The sequence below is a fragment of the Micromonospora sp. USAFONa4 genome (genome assembly GCF_057197825.1).
On record NZ_CM170072.1, the window covers coordinates 4,532,588 to 4,550,350 of the forward strand.

A 17,763-nucleotide genomic window follows, 5' to 3' on the forward strand; every position below is an offset into this window, starting at 1 on the left:
GGCATGGACGAGCGCTCCGTCGACGTGCTGGTGATCGGGGCCGGGCAGGCCGGCCTCTCCGCCGGCCACCACCTGGCCCGCGCCGGGTTCGCCCCCGGGGACGGCTTCGTGATCCTCGACGGGGGCGACGGGCCGGGCGGGGCGTGGCGGCACCGCTGGCCCACGCTGCGGCTCGACCGGGTGCACGGCTTCCACGACCTGCCCGGCCTGCCCTTCCCGGTGGCCGGGCCCGACCGGCCGGCGGCCGAGGTGGTCAGCGCCTACTTCGCCGCGTACGAGCGCGAGTTCGACCTGCCGGTGCGGCGGCCCGTGCGGGTCCGGGAGGTGCGCGACCGGGCCGACGGCCGGCTCGCCGTGCACACCGACCACGGCTCCTGGACCACCCGTGCCCTGGTCAACGCCACCGGCACCTGGACCCGACCGTTCTGGCCGCACTACCCCGGCCGGTCGACCTTCCGGGGCCGGCAGGTGCACACCGCCGACTACCGGGGACCGGCGGAGTTCGCCGGCCGGCGGGTCGTGGTGGTGGGCGGCGGGACGTCGGCCGTGCAGTTGCTCGCCGAGGTCTCCACCGTGGCCGCCGGCACCACCTGGGTGACCCGGCGCCCGCCCGACTTCCGCGACGAGGAGTTCACCCCCGAGCGGGGGCGCGCGGCGGTGGCCCTGGTCGACGCGGCGGTACGCGCGGGCCGCCCGCCGGACAGCGTGGTCGGGGTGACCGGGCTGCCGCTCACGCCGGAACTGCGGCGGCTGCGCGAGCGCGGCGTGCTCGACCGGTTACCCGTCTTCGACCGGATCACGCCCGACGGCGTGGCCTGGGACGACGGGCGGTTCGTGCCCGCCGACGTGATCCTGTGGTGCACCGGTTTCCGGGCCGCGCTGGACCATCTCGCGCCGCTGCGCCTGCGCGCGCCGGGCGGCGGTATCACGATGGACGGCACCCGGGTGGTCGCCGACGAGCGGATTCACCTGATCGGGTACGGCCCCTCCGCGAGCACGATCGGCGCCAACCGGGCGGGCCGCGCGGCAGTACGCGAGATCCGGGCCCGGTTCGCCCCGGCCCGTGCCGCGCACTGACCCCGCTCTATTTGACGGATGCCCCGGCAGGGGGCAACGTAGGCCGTGGAGGGGCCCTGAGCTGCCCCGAAGCGCGACGGCGATGTGCGTGTCGCCCTTCCATCGCCTCCCACGTGTGCTCGCCCGCGGGCCGAGCCCGGTCCCGCACCGCGAATCCGAGAATCCACGAGGAGTTCCGCCATGCTCACCATGACCGACAACGCCGTGCTGGTCATCCGAGACCTCGCCAACCAGCAGGACGTCGCCGAGGACGGCGGAGTGCGGATCGCCGCCGACACCGACGCGGGGTCGCTCACCGTCGAACTGGTCGCCGAACCGACCGAGGGCGACCACGTGGTCGACAACCAGGGCGCCCGCATCTTCCTGGACTCCGACGCCGCCGAACTGCTCGGCGACGCGTCGGTGGACGCGAGCGTCGACGACGAGGGCATCGTGCAGTTCGGGTTCACCGAGAAGCAGTGACGGCCGGGCGCCGCCTCCCCACCGGTGCCCGGCGGGGAGGCGCTCAGCCGGCCCGGCGGGTCTCCCCGTTGCGGTGCGGCCGGGCGGGACGGCCCCGCTCCGGCGGAGCCTGACCGGACCGCCACGGCCGGGACTCCCGCCCCCGCTGCGGCAGCGCGGCCAGCACGTGCGCCAGGTGGTGCGAGGTGCTCCACGCCGCCCAGTTGCTGGCGGACCCGGCGCCGGCGCCCCGGCGGGCCCGCCGCAGGATCTCGTGGTCACCCCAGGAGAAGGCCGCGCCCGTGGCCGGCCAGTGCGGCGACGAGACCACGGTGCGGCACAGGTCCGCGAACCGGTCGTCGCCGCGTCCGCCCCGCCGCGACCAGCGGTACACCCACCAGACGCCGTCGGCGGTGTAGCGGACCGTGGGCAGCCGGTCTCCCGCCTGGTCGGCGCCGGGCACCGCGGAGCCGACGCCGTAGTCGCCGTACCCGACGCCGAGGTCGGCCAGCCGTTGCCAGAGCTGCCAGTCCCAGCGGTCGACGCGCACCGGTTCGTCGGTGGGCAGGGCGGACACCGCCGGGGGCATCCCGCCCGCCGCCACGCTCACGGAGCGCCAGGCGTGCCGGCGGGCCCACTCCGACAACCGGCGGACCCGGGGCTCGGCCACCCGTACGTCGGCCCGGCAGCACACGTCGCCCGCGTCGAGGAGCAGGTCGCACTGCTCGGGCACCAGGCCGGTGAGCCGCCAGACCCGCTCCGCCGCCGCCGTGGCCGCGTCCGGGCCGGCGCGATCGTGCCCGACCCGCAGCCGGACGACCGCCCGCTGGGTGTGGGCCCGGGCCGCGGCGCCGTGCGCCACCAGGCGCCGGTCACTGTCCGCGAGCCCGATCACCGGCACCAGCGGTACGCCCCAGCGGACCAGCTCGGCCTCCGGGACGTCGGGCAGGCCGGTGACGTCGACGGCCGTGAGCAGCCCGTCGGGCAGCCGACGGAGCACGTCAAGCGTGAACTGGTCGAGGACGGACACCTGGAGGACCGGGGCGAGCAGGGGGGCGACGACGTCGTCGAGATGACCGAGCGCCTCCAGCTCACCCCGCCGGTTGGCGAGGATGGGGCGGTAGACCGGTTCCGCCGCCCGGCCCTCGTGGGCGGGCACCATACCCCAATGTAGCCAGACATCGGCGTCGGTCACAGGGCCGAGCGGCCCGTCCCGCCCGCCGGGTGCCCGCAACGACGACGCCGCCGCCCCGCAGTGCGGGACGGCGGCGCTACCGGCGACGGGTCAGTCGTCGTCGCCGTCGTCGTCCGAGTCGTCGTCATCGTCGTCGTCCCGGTCGTCGTCATCGTCATCGTCGTCGACCGGCTCCTGCTCGGCCTTGACCACCGAGCCGTCGCCCCGGTCGACGTCGATCTCGTGCTCGGTCTGCCCGGCCACGATCTCGACGCTCCACACGGCCCGGCCGTCCTCGTCCTCGCGCTCGACCTCGACGATCTTGCCGCCGCCCGCCCGGGCCAGTGCGATCTCGCCGGCCCGCTGCTCGCTCACCGCGTCGTCGCCGGTGGCCGGCGCAGCACTGCCCGACGGGGAGCCGGGCACCGCCGGGGTGCCGCTGGTGGTCGGCGCGCCGCCCGTCGCCGGGGCGCTGCTCCCGGTGCCGCTCGGGGTGCCCGGCGTGGCCGGGGTCGTCGGGGCGGTGGTGGCGGCGGCCAGGGTGGTCGCCCGGGCCGCGCCGTTGTCGGCCGCCGCGACGCCGAAGGTCGCACCGGTCACGACGAGCACGGCCGCGCCTCCGAGCGACGCCAGCATCAGGGACTTGCGCTTCATCTCGTTCACCCTTCCTCGGTTGCTGGTTCCCAGGATCGCGCCCGCCCGGATAGCGCCACGCTGCCCGAACGCTAAGGCCGGGTTAAGCCTGTCCGGGCGCGGACCGGAGGACGGGTCAGGACGGGGGCGGGCCCAGTTCGAGGCGTACCTCGGCGCCCCCGGAGGGCGCGGCGTGCAGGGTGAGGCGGCCACCGCTGGACTGGGCGGCGCGGCGGGCGATGTCCAGGCCCAGGCCGGTCGAGCCGGCGGTGCTCGCGCCCCGGCCGATCGTGCCGGGCGGCATCCCCGGACCCTCGTCCGCCACGACCAGCGCCGCCCGGCCCGCCTCCTCCGCCGTCAGCCGGACGGCGAACGCGGTGCCGTCCGGGGTGTGCGCGAAGACGTTGCCGAGCAGGGCGTCCACCGCCGCCGCCAGCTCGTCGGCGGGCACGCCCACCGGCAGCGGTCCCGGTGCCAGGTCGAGCGTCACGGCCCGCCCGGTGTCCTCGGCCAGCACCGACCAGAACGCCACCCGCTCGGCCACCACGGCCGCCGCGTCGGCGCTGGCCGCCCCGGCCGTGGGCACCCGCCACCGGGCCTGTCGGATCAGGCCCGTGACCGCCCGCTCCAGCCCGTCCACGGCCGCGGTCACCCGGGCGGCGTCTTCCGGGTCGCGCAGCGCCTCGGCCTCCAGGCGGAGCGCCGTCAGCGGGGTACGCAGGCGGTGCGATAGGTCCGCGACCTCCTCCCGCTCCTGCACCAGCAGCACCTGGATCCGGCCGGCGAGGTGGTTGAGGGCGCCGGCCACCTCGCGCAGCTCGCGCGGCCCGGCGGGCGTGACGCGCGCGGCCAGCTCCGCGTTCGCCAGCCGGTGCGACACCGCCGAGAGTTCACCGATCGGCCGGACCAGGGTGCGCGCCAGCCGGTCGGCGACGGCCAGCCCGATCAGCACCAGCAGCACGCCGAGCAGGGCCAGGACCAGCCAGGACCGGGTCACCCCGGCGGTCAGCTCGGCGGGCGGGACCACCGTACGGATCACGCCGGTGCCGTCCGGGCGCCCCTGCACGGCGATCACCACCTCCCGTCCCCGCCCGGACTCGGCGGTGAGGCTCTGCCCCCGTTCGGCCAGCGCCACGGCGGCCGTACGGGGGGCCGGGGCGCCGAGCACCGTGCCGTCGGGCAGGAACACCGTCACCGGCCGCGCCGACTCCGTGGCCAGCTGGTCGACGGTCAGCCGGATCGTCGCGGTGTCGGCGGTGCCGACGACGGTGACGAGGCTCTGCGCGTCGGCCGTGGCCCGCACGGTGGCCCGGTCCGCCGCGACCGTACGCACCAGCAGCGCCAGCGGCACCAGGAAGGCGACCAGGGTGAGCACGCTGACCGCGGCGACGAGCAGCGCCAGTCGGGCCCTCATCCGGCGCTCCCCGGCGCTTCGAGCCGGACCCCGACGCCCCGGACGGTGTGCAGGTAGCGGGGCGCCTGCGCGCTCTCGCCGAGCTTGCGCCGCAGCCAGGACAGGTGCACGTCCACGGTCTTGTCGGCGCCGCCGTACGGGACCCGCCACACCTCGGCCAGCAGCTCCCGCTTGGTGACCACCTGGCCGGGCCGGCCCGCGAGGTGGTGCAGCAGGTCGAACTCGCGCGGGGTCAGCTCGACGGGCGCACCGTCCAGCGTGACCTGCCGCGACCGCGGGTCGACCCGCAGCCCGCCGACCACCAGTGCCGGGTCCTCCTCCGGGGCGGACCCGCTCCCGCGCCGCAGCACCGCCCGGATCCGCGCGTCGAGCTGCGCGGCCGTGAACGGCTTCACCACGTAGTCGTCCGCCCCGGCGTCGAGCACCCCGACGATCTCGGTCTCGTCGTCGCGGGCGGTCGCGACGATCACCGGCACGGCGCTGACCGCGCGGAGCATCCGCAGCAGCTCGCGGCCGTCCAGATCGGGCAGTCCCAGGTCGAGCACCACCAGGTCGGGCCGGTCCTCCAGCGCGTCGCGCAGGCCGGTCATCGCCGTCGAGGCGGCGGCCACCGCGTGCCCCCGCTCGCGCAGTGCCCGCAGCAGCGGCGTACGGATCGTCAGGTCGTCCTCGATGAGCAGCAGGCGGGCCACAGGTGGCAGGCTAGCTGCCACGCGGCGCGCCGGCCCGGACGTTAACCCTCCCTTAGCCTCGTCCGGTGCTCGTCCCAACCTCGGATCGGTCAGACTCGGGGAATGCGCCGCCGTTCGTTCCTCGCCGTCGCCGGGTGGCTGGCCACCGCCGCCCTCGCCACCCTGATCGGGGTGGCCGCGATCCGGTGGGTGGGGGAGAGCATCGCCGGCACCCCCGGCGGGGTGCTCAGCCAGGAGGAGATCGAGCGTGCCCTGGCCTCGCCCAGGCCCACCGTCCCCGGGGCCGGCAGCTCGTCTCCGGCGGCGGGCGGGACCGGCGGGCCGCCGTCGCCGGGAGCGCCGGGCTCGACCCCGGCGGGAGCACGTCGGGCCTTCGCCACGACGGGTGGCAGCGCGGTGGTCGAGTGCGGGCCGGGCGGGGTACGGCTGGTCTCCTGGACACCCGCGCCGGGCTACCGGGTCTCGGACGCGGACCCGGGGCCGGACGACGACGTGGAGGTCGCCTTCGCCGGCCCGTCCGGGGAGTTCGAGCTGAAGCTGCGCTGCGTGGGGCTGGAGCCGGTGTCGGTCGAGGACGACGACTGAGCCGGACACGAGCGCGCGGCGCCGTTCGGATCCCGGGGATCGGAACGTCGCCGCGCTCTGGCCGTCTCCCACCACCGCAGCCGTACGGCGGTACGCCGGCGGGGACCTGGCTCGACCGGCCACCGTGCGCCGGCTACTTCCTCGATCCCCGTCCATCAGGGATCGAAACCCCCGAGGAGTGGCGAATTCCACCATCTGCGAGTCCCGGCGTGGCGTCGGGCCGCAGCGGGTATGTGCGTCGGCATGGAGCATTTCACTATCGCGACCGTCGCCGAGAAGAGCCCGGACTTCCGGCGGGTGCTGTGGACCGGTGAGCACACCCAGCTGGTGATCATGACGATTCCGCCGGGTGGCGAGATCGGCGAGGAGGTCCACGAGGACATCGACCAGATCCTGACCTTCGTCAGCGGTACGGGCGAGGCGCAGGTGGCGGGGGAGAAGCGCGAGGTCGTGCAGGGCGACCTGGTGGTGGTGCCGGCCGGCACGAAGCACAACTTCGTCAACACCGGCCCCAACCCCCTGGTGCTCTACACGGTCTACGGCCCGCCCGAGCACGCCGACCAGGCGGTGCACCGGACCAAGGAGGAGGCCGACGCGGCCGAGGCCGCCGGCGAGGACGAGCCGCCCACCTCCTGACCGTCGGTGCCGCCTGAGGCGGCCGCGACGGGGTACCCGCAGCGGGTGGACCAACTGGCGATCTCCGACTACGGGTTCCTCTCCGACTGCCGTTCGGGCGCCCTGGTCGGTCGGGACGGCTCGATCGACTGGTGGTGTCCGGACCGGTTCGACTCCCCGTCGGTCTTCGGCCGCGTGCTCGACACGGAGGCCGGGCACTTCCGGCTGGCGCCCACCGCCGCCGGGCTTCCCGGGCACCGGGTGGAGCGGGCGTACGTGGCCGACACGCTGGTGCTGCGCACCGTGCACCACACGCCGGAGGGGAGCGTCGCGGTCACCGACGCCCTCGCCGCCGAGCTCGGCGCCCGTGGCCACCAGTTGGGGATGAACTCTCCGGCGGTGCTGCTACGGGTCGTGGAGGGACTGGCCGGGCGGGTGCGGATGTCGCTCGACTTCCGCCCCCGCCCGGAGTACGGCCTGCTCACCCCGTACCTGCACGGGCAGCCCGACGGCGGGGTGCTGGCCGCGGCCGGCCCGGTGGTGCTGGCCCTGCACACCGGCGGGGTGAAGCCGCACGTCGACCGGGACCGGGTCCGGCAGGAGTTCGAAATCTCCGCCGGGCAGGTGGTCGGCTTCGACGTGGCGTACGGGCAGGCGTACGGGACGGCACCGGCCCGGCTGGAGCCGGTGGCCGCGCTCGCCGAGACGGTGCAGGCCTGGCAGGCCTACCGCGAGTCGCACCACTACGACGGCCGCTACCGGGAGCAGGTCCGGCACAGCGCGACCGTGCTCACCGGCCTCACGTACGCCCGCAGTGGCGCGGTGGCCGCGGCCCTGACCACGTCGCTGCCGGAGCGGATCGGCGGCGACCGCAACTACGACTACCGCTACTCGTGGCTGCGCGACTTCGCCATGACGCTGCGCGCCCTCTGGGTGGCCGCCTGCCCGTCCGAGGCGTCCCGGCTCTTCGCCTGGGCGGCCCGCTCGATCGGCCGGGTCGGCCCCGACCCCGTGCCTGTGCTCTTCGGCCTGGAGGGGGAGCGGGACGTCTCCGAGCACGAGTGCGCCCACCTGCGCGGCTACGGCGGCAGCCTGCCGGTGCGGGTCGGCAACGACGCCTGGCGGCAGCGCCAGCTCGACGTGCCGGGCGAGGTGCTCTCGGCGGTCTGGCAGCTGCGCGACCACCTCGGGGAGTCGTTCGACACGGAACTGCGCGAGATGGTGCTCGGCCTGGCCGAGCAGGTCGCCGCCACCTGGCACCTGCCGGACCGGGGCATCTGGGAGACCCGGGACACCGACCGGCACTACCTCACGTCGAAGGTGCTCTGCTGGGTGGCGCTGGACCGGGCGGTGCGGCTCGCGCCCCGGCTCGGCGACCGGGCCGACGCCCGGCGGTGGGCGAGGATCCGCGACGAGATCCGGACCGCCGTGCTGCGCGACGGCTGGCACGAGCGGACCGGCGCGTTCGGCTCGCCGGAGCTGGACGCCTCCGTGCTGCTGCTGCCCCTGGTGGGCTTCCTGCCGGCGACCGACCCGCGGATGCGCGCGACCATCGAGGCCGTCGAGCGGGGGCTGGGCGCCGGGGAGGGACTCGTCCGCCGCTGGGACACCGACCCGGCGGGCTTCCTGCCCTGCTCGTTCTGGCTGGTGGAGTGCCTGGTCCTGGCCGGTGAGCCGGGCCGGGCCGAGGCGCTCTTCGAGCGGCTGCTCGGGCACGCCAACGACATCGGCCTGTTCAGCGAGCAGATCGACCCGCGTACCGGCGCGCAGGTCGGCAACACCCCGCAGGCGCTGTCGCACATCGGCCTGGTCAGCGCCGCCTGGCGGCTGACCGACCCCACCACGGACTGACGAGGGTGTGAGGGGGGCCCCTACTATCGCTATTCGTATGGGAAGGGTCCCCTCCTTGCACCTCAGGCGGGGAGCACCGGTACGTCGGTGACGTCCACCGTCTCGGGGTACTTCACGCCGGCCCCGGTGTTGAGCACCACCACGCGTTCGCCGGCCCGGATCCAGCCGCCGGCGCGCAGGTGCCGGGCGGCGGTCAGGCAGGCGGCCCCCTCCGGGCAGAGCAGCAGCCCTTCGCGGGCGGCGAAGTCCCGCAGGTCGGCCAGGATCTCGGTGTCGTCCACGGCGATCGCGGTGCCGGCGCTGGCGCGCAGCGCGTCGAGGATCAGCTCGTCGCCGAGCGGGGCCGGCACGGTGATGCCGAACGCCACGGTGTGCGCGTCGGCCCAGGGGCGCGCCCGCTGCTCACCGGCGGCGAAGGCGCGGACGATCGGCGCGCAGCCCGTCGACTGCACCGCGACCAGGCGGGGCAGCTTGTCCTCGATCCAGCCCAGCTCGCGCAGCTCGTGCAGCGCCTTGTGGATGCCGATCAGGCCGACCCCGCCGCCGGTGGGATAGATGATCACGTCGGGCACCTGCCAGCCGAGCTGCTCGACGATCTCGTACCCCATCGTCTTCTTGCCCTCGAGCCGGTACGGCTCCCGCAGCGTGCCGGCGTCGAAGATCGCGCCGCCGGAGCCGGCGACCAGCCCCGCGACGTGCCGCCCGGCGTCGCCGATCAGGCCGTCGACCAGGCGCAGGTCGGCCCCGGCGGCCACGCACTCGCGCCGGCAGATGGCCGGCGCGTCCAGCGGCATGACGATGGTCGCGCCCAGCCCGGCCCGCGCGGCGTAGGTGGCCCAGGCCGCGCCCGCGTTGCCGTTGGTGGGCATGGCGATGCGCGTCACGCCCAGCTCGCGGGCCCGGCTGACGCCCACCGCCGCGCCGCGCGCCTTGAACGAGCCGGTGGGGGTCAGTCCCTCGTCCTTGACCAGCAGGTCCGCAATGCCGATCTCCGCGCCGTAGGTCGGGGTGCGCAGCAGCGGCGTCCAGCCCTCGCCCAGCGTGGTCTCGTGCCGGGGGTCGGCCACCGGCAGCAGCTCGCGGTAGCGCCACAGGTCGGCCGGGCGCAGGGGGAACCGTTCCGGGGTGAGCACCTTCGCCACCGCCGCCAGGTCGTAGCGGGCCAGCAGCGGGGATCCGCAGTCGCAGAGGTTGGTCAGCTTGGTGGCGTCGTGCTCCCGCCCGCAGCGCGGGCACTCCAGGTGCGTCAGGTACACGATGCTCCTCGCCGTCTCAGCTCGTGTCTCGGCTCGCGTCGATGCTCAGCCAGCGCCGGCTGCGCCCGCCCGGCTCGTAGACCGAGTCCAGGCGCTTCGCCACCACCCCGGGCAGCCCCTGCTCCCGCCCGGTCCGCAGCGCCTCCCGGCCGGCACCGGGGAACCACGGCGGAGTCTGCCAGTGCGGGCCGGCGAGCGCCAGGCCGTCGAGCAGCTCCCGGCGCTGCGCGTACGGCAGGTCGAGGCTGGTCACGCCCTCCATCCAGAGCAGATCGAAGATCAGGTACTGGGCGTCGGGGGTCCGGCGTCCGCCGCGCGCCGGCCGCACCCGGCCGGCGGCGTCGATGCGCACCAGGACGCCGTCCAGCACGGCCTCCGTGGGCGCCAGCTCCTCGGCCAGTTCCCGCAGCCAGGGGTACGTCCCGGAGACGTCCTCGTCGTCCTCCGCGAGCAGCCGCAGCCGCCCACCCGAGACGTACGCGACCGCGCGCACCCCGTCCCAGCGCAGCTCGTAGCCCCACTCGGGCTCGTCCGCCGGCAGCTTCGCCGCCCGGGTGGGGTGCATCGGGCGGACCAGCTCCGGCATGCTCGTCCAGCCCTCCGGCGGCGGGTCGGTGCGCCGGACCATCCAGTCCCGCCCGCTCCTGCCGCCGGTGGCGAAGAGGACGTACCGCCCGGAGGTGCGCTCGCCGTCCAGCACGACGATCACCTCGTCGTCGCGCCACTTCTCGCAGTGGTAGGTGCCCCGGTCGTGGACGGTCATCCGTCCGCCGCCGTACTCGCCGGCCGGGATCTCGCCGTGGAAGTCGAGGTATTCCATCGGGTGGTCCTCGGTGTGCACGGCGAGATGGTTGCGGCCGGTGTCGCGGGGCAGCCCGCGCGGCACCGCCCAGGAGGCCAGCACCCCCTCGTGCTCCAGGCGCAGGTCCCAGTGCAGGCTGCGGGCGTGGTGCTGCTGGATCACGAACCGGGCCGTGCCGTCGGCGGGCCGCTTTTTCCCCGGGGGGCGCTTCGGCACCGGCTCCGGGGTGCGCGCCGCGTCCCGTCTGCGCCGGTACTCCTCCAGCGGGTCAGCCACATCCGTATTCTCCGGCAATCCGCGCCGGCCCGCCGGCCGCCCGGATGTCCGGATGTCCGGCCGCCCGGGTGTCCGGTCGCCCGGGAATGTCGTGGGTCATCACGGGTAGACCGCGGCATGGACCACGAGGACCAGCCCACCGTTGCGCTCCCGGGCGAGGTGCGGATGCCCCTGCTCGGCTTCGGCACCTGGCAGGCCACCGGCCAGGCCGGGTACGACGCGGTGCTCGCCGCGCTCGACGCCGGCTACCGCCACGTCGACACCGCCACGATGTACGGCAACGAGGAGGAGGTCGGCCGGGCGGTCCAGGAGAGCGGGCTGCGCCGCGAGGACGTCTTCGTCACCACCAAGCTGCCGCCGGACCGGGTCGGACGGGAGCGGGAGACGCTCGAGGCCAGCCTGACCGCGCTCGGCACCGACCACGTCGACCTGTGGCTGGTCCACTGGCCGCCGGAGAATCCGGCGGACAACATCCCCGTCTGGCGCGAGCTGCTCGCCGCCCGGGACGAGGGGCTCGCGCGCGCGGTGGGGGTGAGCAACTACGGCACCGGCCAGCTCGACGAGCTGATCCAGGCGACCGAGGAGAACCCGGCCGTCAACCAGATCCGGTGGAGCCCCTCGTTGTACGACCGGCAGCGGCACAAGGAGCACCGGGACCGGGGAGTGGTGCTGGAGGGTTACAGCCCGTTCAAGACCAGCGACCTCGCCCATCCGGTGCTGACCCGCATCGCCGCCGCGCACGACGTCTCCCCGGCCCAGGTGGTGCTCCGCTGGCACGTCGACCACGAGATCGTGGTCATCCCCAAGTCGGTGACCCCGGAGCGGATCCGCGTCAACGCCGACATCTTCCACTTCTCGCTGACCGCCGAGGAGATGCGCGACATCGACGCCCTCGGCAACCCCTGACGAACCCCTTCCGGCGTCCGGAGCGGAACCCGCTCCGGGGTCCGCCGTTGCCAATTTCCTTCAGCCTGAATAGGGGCGATGAAGGGTATCGACATAGATGCTCGTGACGATATACCGTGCGCGTCACCAGTTCATCGATGAGTCGGAACCCCTCCGCCCTTGTCTGAAGGAGCGCCATGAACGCGTCACGACCCGCCCGCCTCCCCCGACGCGGGGTGCTGGGCATGTCGGCCCTGGTGGCCACCGCGGTGGCCGTAGCCGCCAAGCCCGCCACGGCGAGCGCCGCGCCGCTCGCCGCGCCGAAGGCCGAGTGCCTCGCCGACCTGCTCGGGGAGTCCTGATGGCCACCATTCCCTGGCTGGTGGACGTCCTGCGGGGAGCGGGCGTCCAGGTCGTCACCCACGGCGACTGGGTCAACCGCATGCGCGCGGGCTCGTTCGACCCGATCGGCGTGCTCTGGCACCACACCGCCGCCACCTCCAGCGCCAGCAACCCGCACCCGGCGCTCAACGTCTGCATCAACGGCCGCTCCGACCTGCCCGGCCCGCTCTGCCAGGCCCTCGTCGACTACCACGGCGTCTTCCACGTCATCTCCGCCGGCCGCTGCAACCACGCGGGCGTCAGCCGGGGCAGCGGGCCGATCCCCGCGGGCGACGGCAACACCCTGATGATCGGGTGGGAGATCGACTACAACGGCGTGAACCAGGAGATGACGGCGGCGCAGTACAACGCGTCGATCGCCGCCACCGCCGCCGTGCTCAAGCGGCTGGGCAGGGACGCCAGCTACGCCCGGGGCCACCGCGAGACGAGCACCAGCGGCAAGATCGACCCGTCCTTCATCGACCTGAACACGATGCGCGCCGACGTCGCCGCGAAGATGTCGGGCGGCGTCCCCGCCTGGAGCTCCGTGGTGGACAACTCCACCGCCGGCCGCTTCACCGCCAGCGCCAACTGGGGCACCTCGGCGTACTCGGCCCAGCGCTACGGGACCGACTACCGCTTCGCGGACCCGGTCGCCGCCAGCGACGCCGCCTGGTACAAGTTCAACGTCCCGGCGACCGCGAACTACCGGGTCGACGCGTGGTGGCCGGCGGTCGCCGGCTACAACACCGCGACGCCGTACATCGTGGCCACCACCACCGGCAACCGGACGGTCATCGTCAACCAGGCGGCGACCGGTGGGCAGTGGCGCTCACTCGGCACGTTCACGCTGCCGGCCGGGGACGCCAACCGGGTCGCGGTCAGCCGGTGGAGCTCCGCAGCCGGCCTCGTCATCGCCGACGCCGTCCGGCTCACCCGGGTCTGACCCGGCCGGCCCTGAGACACGCGACGTCCGCCAGGCATCGGGGTGGCCCGGCGGACGTCGCGTCCGGCGTTCAGGAGCGCGAGCAGGCGGTCCCGTTGAGGGTGAAGCTGGTCGGGGACGCGTACGCGCCGCTTAGCGTGCCCTGGTAGCCGAAGCTGGCCGTGCCGCCCGGGGCGAGCGAACCGTTCCAGCTGATGTTCCGCGCGGTCACCGCCGAGCCGCTCTGGCTGACCGTGGCGTTCCACGAGCTGGTGATCTGCTGCCCGGCGGGCAGGTTGTAGGCCAGCGTCCAGCCGTTGATCGGGCTCGACCCGGTGTTGGTGATCTGCACGTCGGCGGTGAAGCCGTTGCTCCAGGAGTTCGGCGTGTACTTTACCGCGCACCCGGCACCGCCCGGCGGGGGAGTGGTGGGCGGGGGAGTGGTGGGCGGCGCGGTCGTGGGCGGCGGGTTGCCGCCACCGTTGACCGCCGCCGAGAACGACGTCACCGCGAGGCCGGCGCCGCCCTGCCACGGCTCGAAGCCGGCCTGGATGCTGGTCAGGTACCAGGAGTTGGTGATCGCGCCCCGGTTGCGGGTGTCGTCGATGAACGCCTTCAGGTTGAGGTTGGCGCTGCTGATCGCCGACGGGGCCAGGTACGAGATGACGTTGTTGGAGCCGTTGCTGCCGCGCCACACCTCCCAGCTCCGCCCGTCGATGGTGGCGGTGCCGACCGGGGAGCCGATGGGCTGGATCGGCCCCTGCCGGTTGAGCCAGATCATGATCTCCATCTGGTTCACCCCGTCCCGCTTCGGCGACGGGTCCAGCCAGATGTCGTACGAGGCGTTGTAGACGGCGTTGCTGACGTACCGGTAGGCGATGCTGCTCGTGGCGCTGCTGATCTGGCTGACCTGGATCGGCAGGTTGGTGCCGGGGGAGCAGTTGGTGTAGTGGCAGCCGAGGAAGATCGACGGGTACGCGGTCGGCGCGCCGTTTGTCGGGTTGCTGCCGTTCTGGGTGGTGATCTCGAAGCCGCTGCCGGTGACGTTGATGCACTGCTGGGCGGTGGTGCCCCAGCGGTTGTTCTGCACCACGTAGCGGCCCTGGATGGTGGTGGAGCCGTACTGCTCGCAGATCTGCGTGTCGGCGCTGGCGGTGCCGCCGAGGGCCACGGCGACGATCGAGCCGGCGGCGAGCAGCGCGGCTGCCGCGAGGGCCCGGAGTGGACGTTTCATGATGCTCCTTCGGCTTCGGCGCGGAACGCCGGACGGAGTCGGTCGGTGGGCCGGGAGCGCTCCCACAACCCTTCGACACATTTACATCTCTGAAACCGCAGCGCAACGGGCCTGGGGTATTGGAGAGGTAAGTGAGGTTTGTCACGCCGGAGTCGCTCGGCGGCAGGTCGTCCTCCGAAGCGGGCGCGGCGGGCGCCGAGGAGTGTTTCGCCTGGGACGATTGACTCTGGTGTGTGCCGATTGCGCCGAGTAGTGTCTTGCCTCCAACGCGTGCCGAACCCCTCCGGAGGCGTACACCACCATGGGTGGCTCTCCCCTGCGCATCCTCGTCGTCGGCGCGGGCATCGCCGGTCTGGCCGTGGCCCGGGCGCTGCGGATGGCGGGCTTCCGCCCCGACGTCACCGAGAGGCTGCCCCCGGGCGAGAACGCCGAGACCGGTCTCTACCTACCCGGCAACGCGGCCCGGGCGCTGTGCCGCCTCGACCTCGACGGGCCCGTACGCCCGCTCGGGCACGTCATCCACCGGCAGCGGTTCCTCGACGCGGCCGGGGCGCCGCTCTGCGAGGTGGACCTCGACGCGCTCTGGTCCGGGGTCGGCGAGTGCCGGGCACTGCCCCGGACGGAACTGCACCGGGTGCTGCTCACCGGTGCGGGCGGCGCCGTCCGGCACGGCGCCGAGGTGCGCGCCGTCGACCTGCTGCCGGACTCCGTCGGCGTCACCTTCGTCGACGGCACCGCCGCCGAGTACGACCTCGTCGTCGGCGCCGACGGGCCGCGCTCCTCGATCCGGGCCCTGGCCGCGCTCGGCGGTCCGCCCCGACCCGCCGGCCAGGTCGTCTACCGCAGCGTGGTGCGCGACGGGCCCCCGGTCGCCGAGTGGACCGCCCTGCTCGGCCAGCGCGCCGGCTTCCTGGTCGTGCCGATCGGCGCCGGGCGGCTGCACTGCTACGCCGACGAGGCCGGCACCGTCGCGCCGGCCGACCCGACGGCCCGGCTGCGCGAGCTCTTCGGCGACTACGGCGGACCGGTGCCCGCCGTGCTGGAGGCGCTGGACCGGGTGCACGTCGGGGTCACCGAGGAGGTGGAACTGGGCTGCTGGTCCCGGGGGCGGGTGCTGCTCGTCGGGGACGCCGCGCACGCCACCGCACCGACGCTGTCGCAGGGCGCGGCGATGGCGCTGGAGGACGCCGTGGTGCTCGCCGACTCCCTCCGCGCGGCCGGAGGCGACGTCGAGGCGGCCCTGGCGGCGTACGAGAGTCGTCGTCGCCCGCGTACGCGATGGGTGCGGGACCGGACCCGGGACCGCAACCGGACCCGGGACGTGCCGCCGGCGCTGCGCGACCCGCTGCTGCGCGGGCGCGGCGACCGGATCTTCGGCGAGCACTACCGGCTGCTGCTCGGCCCGCTGTAGCGGCCGGCGGCCGAGGGCCCGGTGCGCCGGGGTCGTGCAGGCTACCCGACCACCCCACGCGGCGTAGTCACCTGCCGGGGACTATCCTCCTTGCGGATGACGGCCCGCAGATAACCAGCGTGTGCCGAGCGGGACAACCCAGAACCGGAGGCCACTCGTGACCACCGTCGCACCCAAGCCGGTCGTGACCCGGCCCTGGCCGGTCCGAGCGCCGGTCAAGGGGTCGGCCATCGCGCGGCTGCTGCGTACCACGGACGCGAAGCAGATCGGGATCATGTACATGGTCACCGCGTTCGCGTTCTTCATGATCGGTGGCCTGATGGCCCTGATCATGCGGGCCGAGCTGGCCCGACCCGGGCTGCAGTTCCTGTCGCCCGAGCAGTACAACCAGCTGTTCACCATGCACGGCACGATCATGCTGCTGTTCTTCGCGACGCCGATCGTGTTCGCCTTCGCGAACTACGTGGTGCCGCTGCAGATCGGCGCGCCCGACGTGGCGTTCCCCCGGCTGAACAGCTTCGCCTACTGGCTGTTCCTCTTCGGCGGCACGATGACCATGGTCGGCTTCCTCACCCCGGGTGGCGCGGCCGACTTCGGCTGGACCGCCTACGCGCCGCTGAGCTCCGTCGAGCACTCGCCCGGCGTGGGCGCGAACCTGTGGGTCGTCGGCCTGGTCATCTCGGGTCTGGGCTCGATCCTCGGCGCGGTCAACGTGATCACCACGATCCTGACCCTGCGCGCGCCCGGCATGACGATGTTCCGGATGCCGATCTTCACCTGGAACATCCTGGTCACCGGTCTCCTGGTGATCCTGGTCTTCCCGCTGCTGGCCGCCGCGCTGATGGCGCTCGCCGCCGACCGGCTCCTGGGCGCCCACGTCTACGACCCCGCGACCGGCGGGCCGATGCTCTACCAGCACCTCTTCTGGTTCTTCGGCCACCCCGAGGTGTACATCATCGCGCTGCCGTTCTTCGGCATCATCTCGGAGATCATCCCGGTCTTCTCCCGTAAGCCGATCTTCGGCTACAAGGGCCTGGTCGCCGCGACCATCGCCATCGCCGGTCTGTCGATGAGCGTCTGGGCGCACCACATGTTCTCCACCGGCCAGGTGCTGCTGCCGTTCTTCAGCTTCCTGAGCTACCTGATCGCCGTGCCGACCGGTATGAAGTTCTTCAACTGGATCGGCACCATGTGGCGCGGCCAGATCAGCTTCGAGACGCCGATGCTCTTCTCGATCGGCTTCCTGGTCACCTTCCTCTTCGGTGGTCTCACCGGTGTGCTGCTGGCCAGCCCGCCGATCGACTTCCACCTGCACGACTCGTACTTCGTGGTGGCGCACTTCCACTACGTGCTCTTCGGCACGATCGTGTTCGCCGTCTTCGCCGGCATCTACTTCTGGTTCCCGAAGATGTTCGGCCGGATGCTCGACGAGCGGCTGGGCAAGGTGCACTTCTGGCTGACCATGATCGGCTTCCACACCACGTTCCTGGTGCAGCACTGGCTGGGCAACGAGGGCATGCCGCGCCGGTACGCTGACTACCTGCCCGGTGACGGCTTCACCACGCTGAACATGGTCTCCACCATCGGCGCGTTCATCACCGGCATCTCGACCCTGCCGTTCATCTGGAACTGCTGGAAGTCGTACAAGGCCGGCCCGGTGGTCGAGGTCGACGACCCGTGGGGTCACGGCAACTCGCTGGAGTGGGCGACCAGCTCCCCGCCCCCGCTGCGGAACTTCGACCGGATGCCGCGGATCCGCTCCGAGCGGCCGGCGTTCGACCTCAAGTTCCCGGAGCTGGCGGCCGGCGGCCAGAGCCTGGCCGGCCCGCCGGAGGGCGGCGCCAAGCCGCTGACCAGCGAGTCCGACGGCGGTGCCAGCTACCGCGAGGACACCGCGAGCGACGCCGACCGGCGCTGACGCTCCGCACCACGTACGACGGGCGCCACCCCACCCGGGGTGGCGCCCGTCGGCGTTGCGAGGGGTGAGCCCCTGCCCGACGGCCAGCCTGCCCGACGGCCCGCGCAGGTCCGTCAGGACCGGCCCGTGCCAGGGAGGCCGGGAAGCCAGGGCCGCTGAGCCAGGTCCCCGGGCCATGGCTGCCGGGCCAGGG

The 17,763-nt window shown here is 73.9% G+C and carries 17 protein-coding genes; 10 read left to right on the top strand and 7 right to left on the bottom strand.

Going from position 1 to position 17,763, the window contains the following annotated elements; all coding sequences use genetic code 11:
- Positions 1–3 precede the first annotated feature (3 nt).
- Together AC0OO9_RS20175 and AC0OO9_RS20180 are read left to right on the top strand one after the other, a co-directional pair.
- Positions 4–1,077, top strand: coding sequence for an NAD(P)-binding domain-containing protein (locus AC0OO9_RS20175; protein WP_484511582.1), 1,074 nt, complete (start codon positions 4–6; stop codon positions 1,075–1,077).
- Positions 1,078–1,257: 180 nt separating this feature from the next.
- Positions 1,258–1,539, top strand: a complete 282-nt coding sequence (locus AC0OO9_RS20180) for an adhesin (RefSeq protein ID WP_357579712.1) — start codon at positions 1,258–1,260, stop codon at positions 1,537–1,539.
- Between the two features lie 43 nt (positions 1,540–1,582).
- On the opposite strand, the gene AC0OO9_RS20185 is transcribed toward AC0OO9_RS20180, so the two are convergent.
- From AC0OO9_RS20185 to AC0OO9_RS20200, 4 genes are all read right to left on the bottom strand, one after another.
- Positions 1,583–2,680 carry a beta family protein gene (locus AC0OO9_RS20185; protein ID WP_484511584.1) on the bottom strand — a complete coding sequence of 366 codons (1,098 nt, stop codon included), beginning with the start codon at positions 2,678–2,680 and terminating at the stop codon, positions 1,583–1,585.
- A gap of 123 nt (positions 2,681–2,803) precedes the next feature.
- Complete coding sequence (locus AC0OO9_RS20190; RefSeq protein ID WP_484511586.1) at positions 2,804–3,346, bottom strand: PepSY domain-containing protein; 543 nt, start codon at positions 3,344–3,346, stop codon at positions 2,804–2,806.
- Positions 3,347–3,461: 115 nt separating this feature from the next.
- Positions 3,462–4,739, bottom strand: coding sequence for a sensor histidine kinase (locus tag AC0OO9_RS20195; RefSeq protein ID WP_132233814.1), 1,278 nt, complete (start codon positions 4,737–4,739; stop codon positions 3,462–3,464).
- Entirely contained in the window at positions 4,736–5,431 is a 696-nt protein-coding gene (locus AC0OO9_RS20200; protein ID WP_484511587.1) for a response regulator transcription factor, read from the bottom strand. Before AC0OO9_RS20200 ends, AC0OO9_RS20195 begins: the two co-directional genes overlap by 4 nt.
- A gap of 102 nt (positions 5,432–5,533) precedes the next feature.
- Between AC0OO9_RS20200 and AC0OO9_RS20205 the strand changes: the two genes are divergently transcribed.
- The 3 genes from AC0OO9_RS20205 to AC0OO9_RS20215 all read left to right on the top strand — a co-directional run bounded on the left by AC0OO9_RS20205 (position 5,534) and on the right by AC0OO9_RS20215 (position 8,482).
- Complete coding sequence (locus AC0OO9_RS20205) at positions 5,534–6,016, top strand: septum formation initiator (protein ID WP_484511588.1); 483 nt, start codon at positions 5,534–5,536, stop codon at positions 6,014–6,016.
- 243 nt (positions 6,017–6,259) lie between these two features.
- A complete protein-coding gene (locus AC0OO9_RS20210; RefSeq protein ID WP_121399025.1) occupies positions 6,260–6,652 on the top strand; it encodes a cupin domain-containing protein in 393 nt (130 codons plus the stop codon).
- A 45-nt stretch (positions 6,653–6,697) separates the two neighbouring features.
- A complete protein-coding gene (locus AC0OO9_RS20215) occupies positions 6,698–8,482 on the top strand; it encodes a glycoside hydrolase family 15 protein (RefSeq protein ID WP_484511590.1) in 1,785 nt (594 codons plus the stop codon).
- Between the two features lie 62 nt (positions 8,483–8,544).
- Here the strand turns inward: AC0OO9_RS20215 and AC0OO9_RS20220 are convergent, their stop codons facing one another.
- Positions 8,545–9,738 (bottom strand): threonine synthase, encoded by a 1,194-nt coding sequence (locus AC0OO9_RS20220; protein ID WP_484511592.1) that lies wholly within the window; start codon positions 9,736–9,738, stop codon positions 8,545–8,547.
- 16 nt (positions 9,739–9,754) lie between these two features.
- Positions 9,755–10,816, bottom strand: a complete 1,062-nt coding sequence (locus tag AC0OO9_RS20225) for a DNA polymerase ligase N-terminal domain-containing protein (RefSeq protein WP_484511594.1) — start codon at positions 10,814–10,816, stop codon at positions 9,755–9,757.
- Positions 10,817–10,933: 117 nt separating this feature from the next.
- Between AC0OO9_RS20225 and AC0OO9_RS20230 the strand changes: the two genes are divergently transcribed.
- The 3 genes from AC0OO9_RS20230 (at position 10,934) to AC0OO9_RS20240 (ending at position 13,028) form a co-directional block, all read left to right on the top strand.
- Positions 10,934–11,722, top strand: coding sequence for an aldo/keto reductase (locus AC0OO9_RS20230; RefSeq protein WP_484511595.1), 789 nt, complete (start codon positions 10,934–10,936; stop codon positions 11,720–11,722).
- A gap of 176 nt (positions 11,723–11,898) precedes the next feature.
- A complete protein-coding gene (locus AC0OO9_RS20235; RefSeq protein ID WP_165947736.1) occupies positions 11,899–12,063 on the top strand; it encodes a hypothetical protein in 165 nt (54 codons plus the stop codon).
- Entirely contained in the window at positions 12,063–13,028 is a 966-nt protein-coding gene (locus AC0OO9_RS20240) for a golvesin C-terminal-like domain-containing protein (protein WP_484511597.1), read from the top strand. Before AC0OO9_RS20235 ends, AC0OO9_RS20240 begins: the two co-directional genes overlap by 1 nt.
- Before the next feature lie 70 nt (positions 13,029–13,098).
- On the opposite strand, the gene AC0OO9_RS20245 is transcribed toward AC0OO9_RS20240, so the two are convergent.
- Entirely contained in the window at positions 13,099–14,241 is a 1,143-nt protein-coding gene (locus tag AC0OO9_RS20245; protein ID WP_484511599.1) for a glycoside hydrolase family 12 protein, read from the bottom strand.
- A 301-nt stretch (positions 14,242–14,542) separates the two neighbouring features.
- Between AC0OO9_RS20245 and AC0OO9_RS20250 the strand changes: the two genes are divergently transcribed.
- Positions 14,543–15,652 carry an FAD-dependent monooxygenase gene (locus tag AC0OO9_RS20250; RefSeq protein WP_484511600.1) on the top strand — a complete coding sequence of 370 codons (1,110 nt, stop codon included), beginning with the start codon at positions 14,543–14,545 and terminating at the stop codon, positions 15,650–15,652.
- A gap of 157 nt (positions 15,653–15,809) precedes the next feature.
- Positions 15,810–17,570, top strand: coding sequence for an aa3-type cytochrome oxidase subunit I (gene ctaD / locus AC0OO9_RS20255; RefSeq protein ID WP_132233840.1), 1,761 nt, complete (start codon positions 15,810–15,812; stop codon positions 17,568–17,570).
- Positions 17,571–17,763 lie beyond the last annotated feature (193 nt).

Coding starts and splice junctions, on each gene's coding strand:
- AC0OO9_RS20230 (WP_484511595.1), top strand. CDS start 10,934: ATGGACCACGAGGACCAGCCCACCGTTGCGCTCCCGGGCGAGGTGCGG.
- AC0OO9_RS20245 (WP_484511599.1), bottom strand. CDS start 14,241: ATGAAACGTCCACTCCGGGCCCTCGCGGCAGCCGCGCTGCTCGCCGCC.
- AC0OO9_RS20250 (WP_484511600.1), top strand. CDS start 14,543: ATGGGTGGCTCTCCCCTGCGCATCCTCGTCGTCGGCGCGGGCATCGCC.
- AC0OO9_RS20180 (WP_357579712.1), top strand. CDS start 1,258: ATGCTCACCATGACCGACAACGCCGTGCTGGTCATCCGAGACCTCGCC.
- AC0OO9_RS20190 (WP_484511586.1), bottom strand. CDS start 3,346: ATGAAGCGCAAGTCCCTGATGCTGGCGTCGCTCGGAGGCGCGGCCGTG.
- AC0OO9_RS20235 (WP_165947736.1), top strand. CDS start 11,899: ATGAACGCGTCACGACCCGCCCGCCTCCCCCGACGCGGGGTGCTGGGC.
- AC0OO9_RS20175 (WP_484511582.1), top strand. CDS start 4: ATGGACGAGCGCTCCGTCGACGTGCTGGTGATCGGGGCCGGGCAGGCC.
- AC0OO9_RS20195 (WP_132233814.1), bottom strand. CDS start 4,739: ATGAGGGCCCGACTGGCGCTGCTCGTCGCCGCGGTCAGCGTGCTCACC.
- AC0OO9_RS20185 (WP_484511584.1), bottom strand. CDS start 2,680: ATGGTGCCCGCCCACGAGGGCCGGGCGGCGGAACCGGTCTACCGCCCC.
- AC0OO9_RS20210 (WP_121399025.1), top strand. CDS start 6,260: ATGGAGCATTTCACTATCGCGACCGTCGCCGAGAAGAGCCCGGACTTC.
- AC0OO9_RS20205 (WP_484511588.1), top strand. CDS start 5,534: ATGCGCCGCCGTTCGTTCCTCGCCGTCGCCGGGTGGCTGGCCACCGCC.
- AC0OO9_RS20240 (WP_484511597.1), top strand. CDS start 12,063: ATGGCCACCATTCCCTGGCTGGTGGACGTCCTGCGGGGAGCGGGCGTC.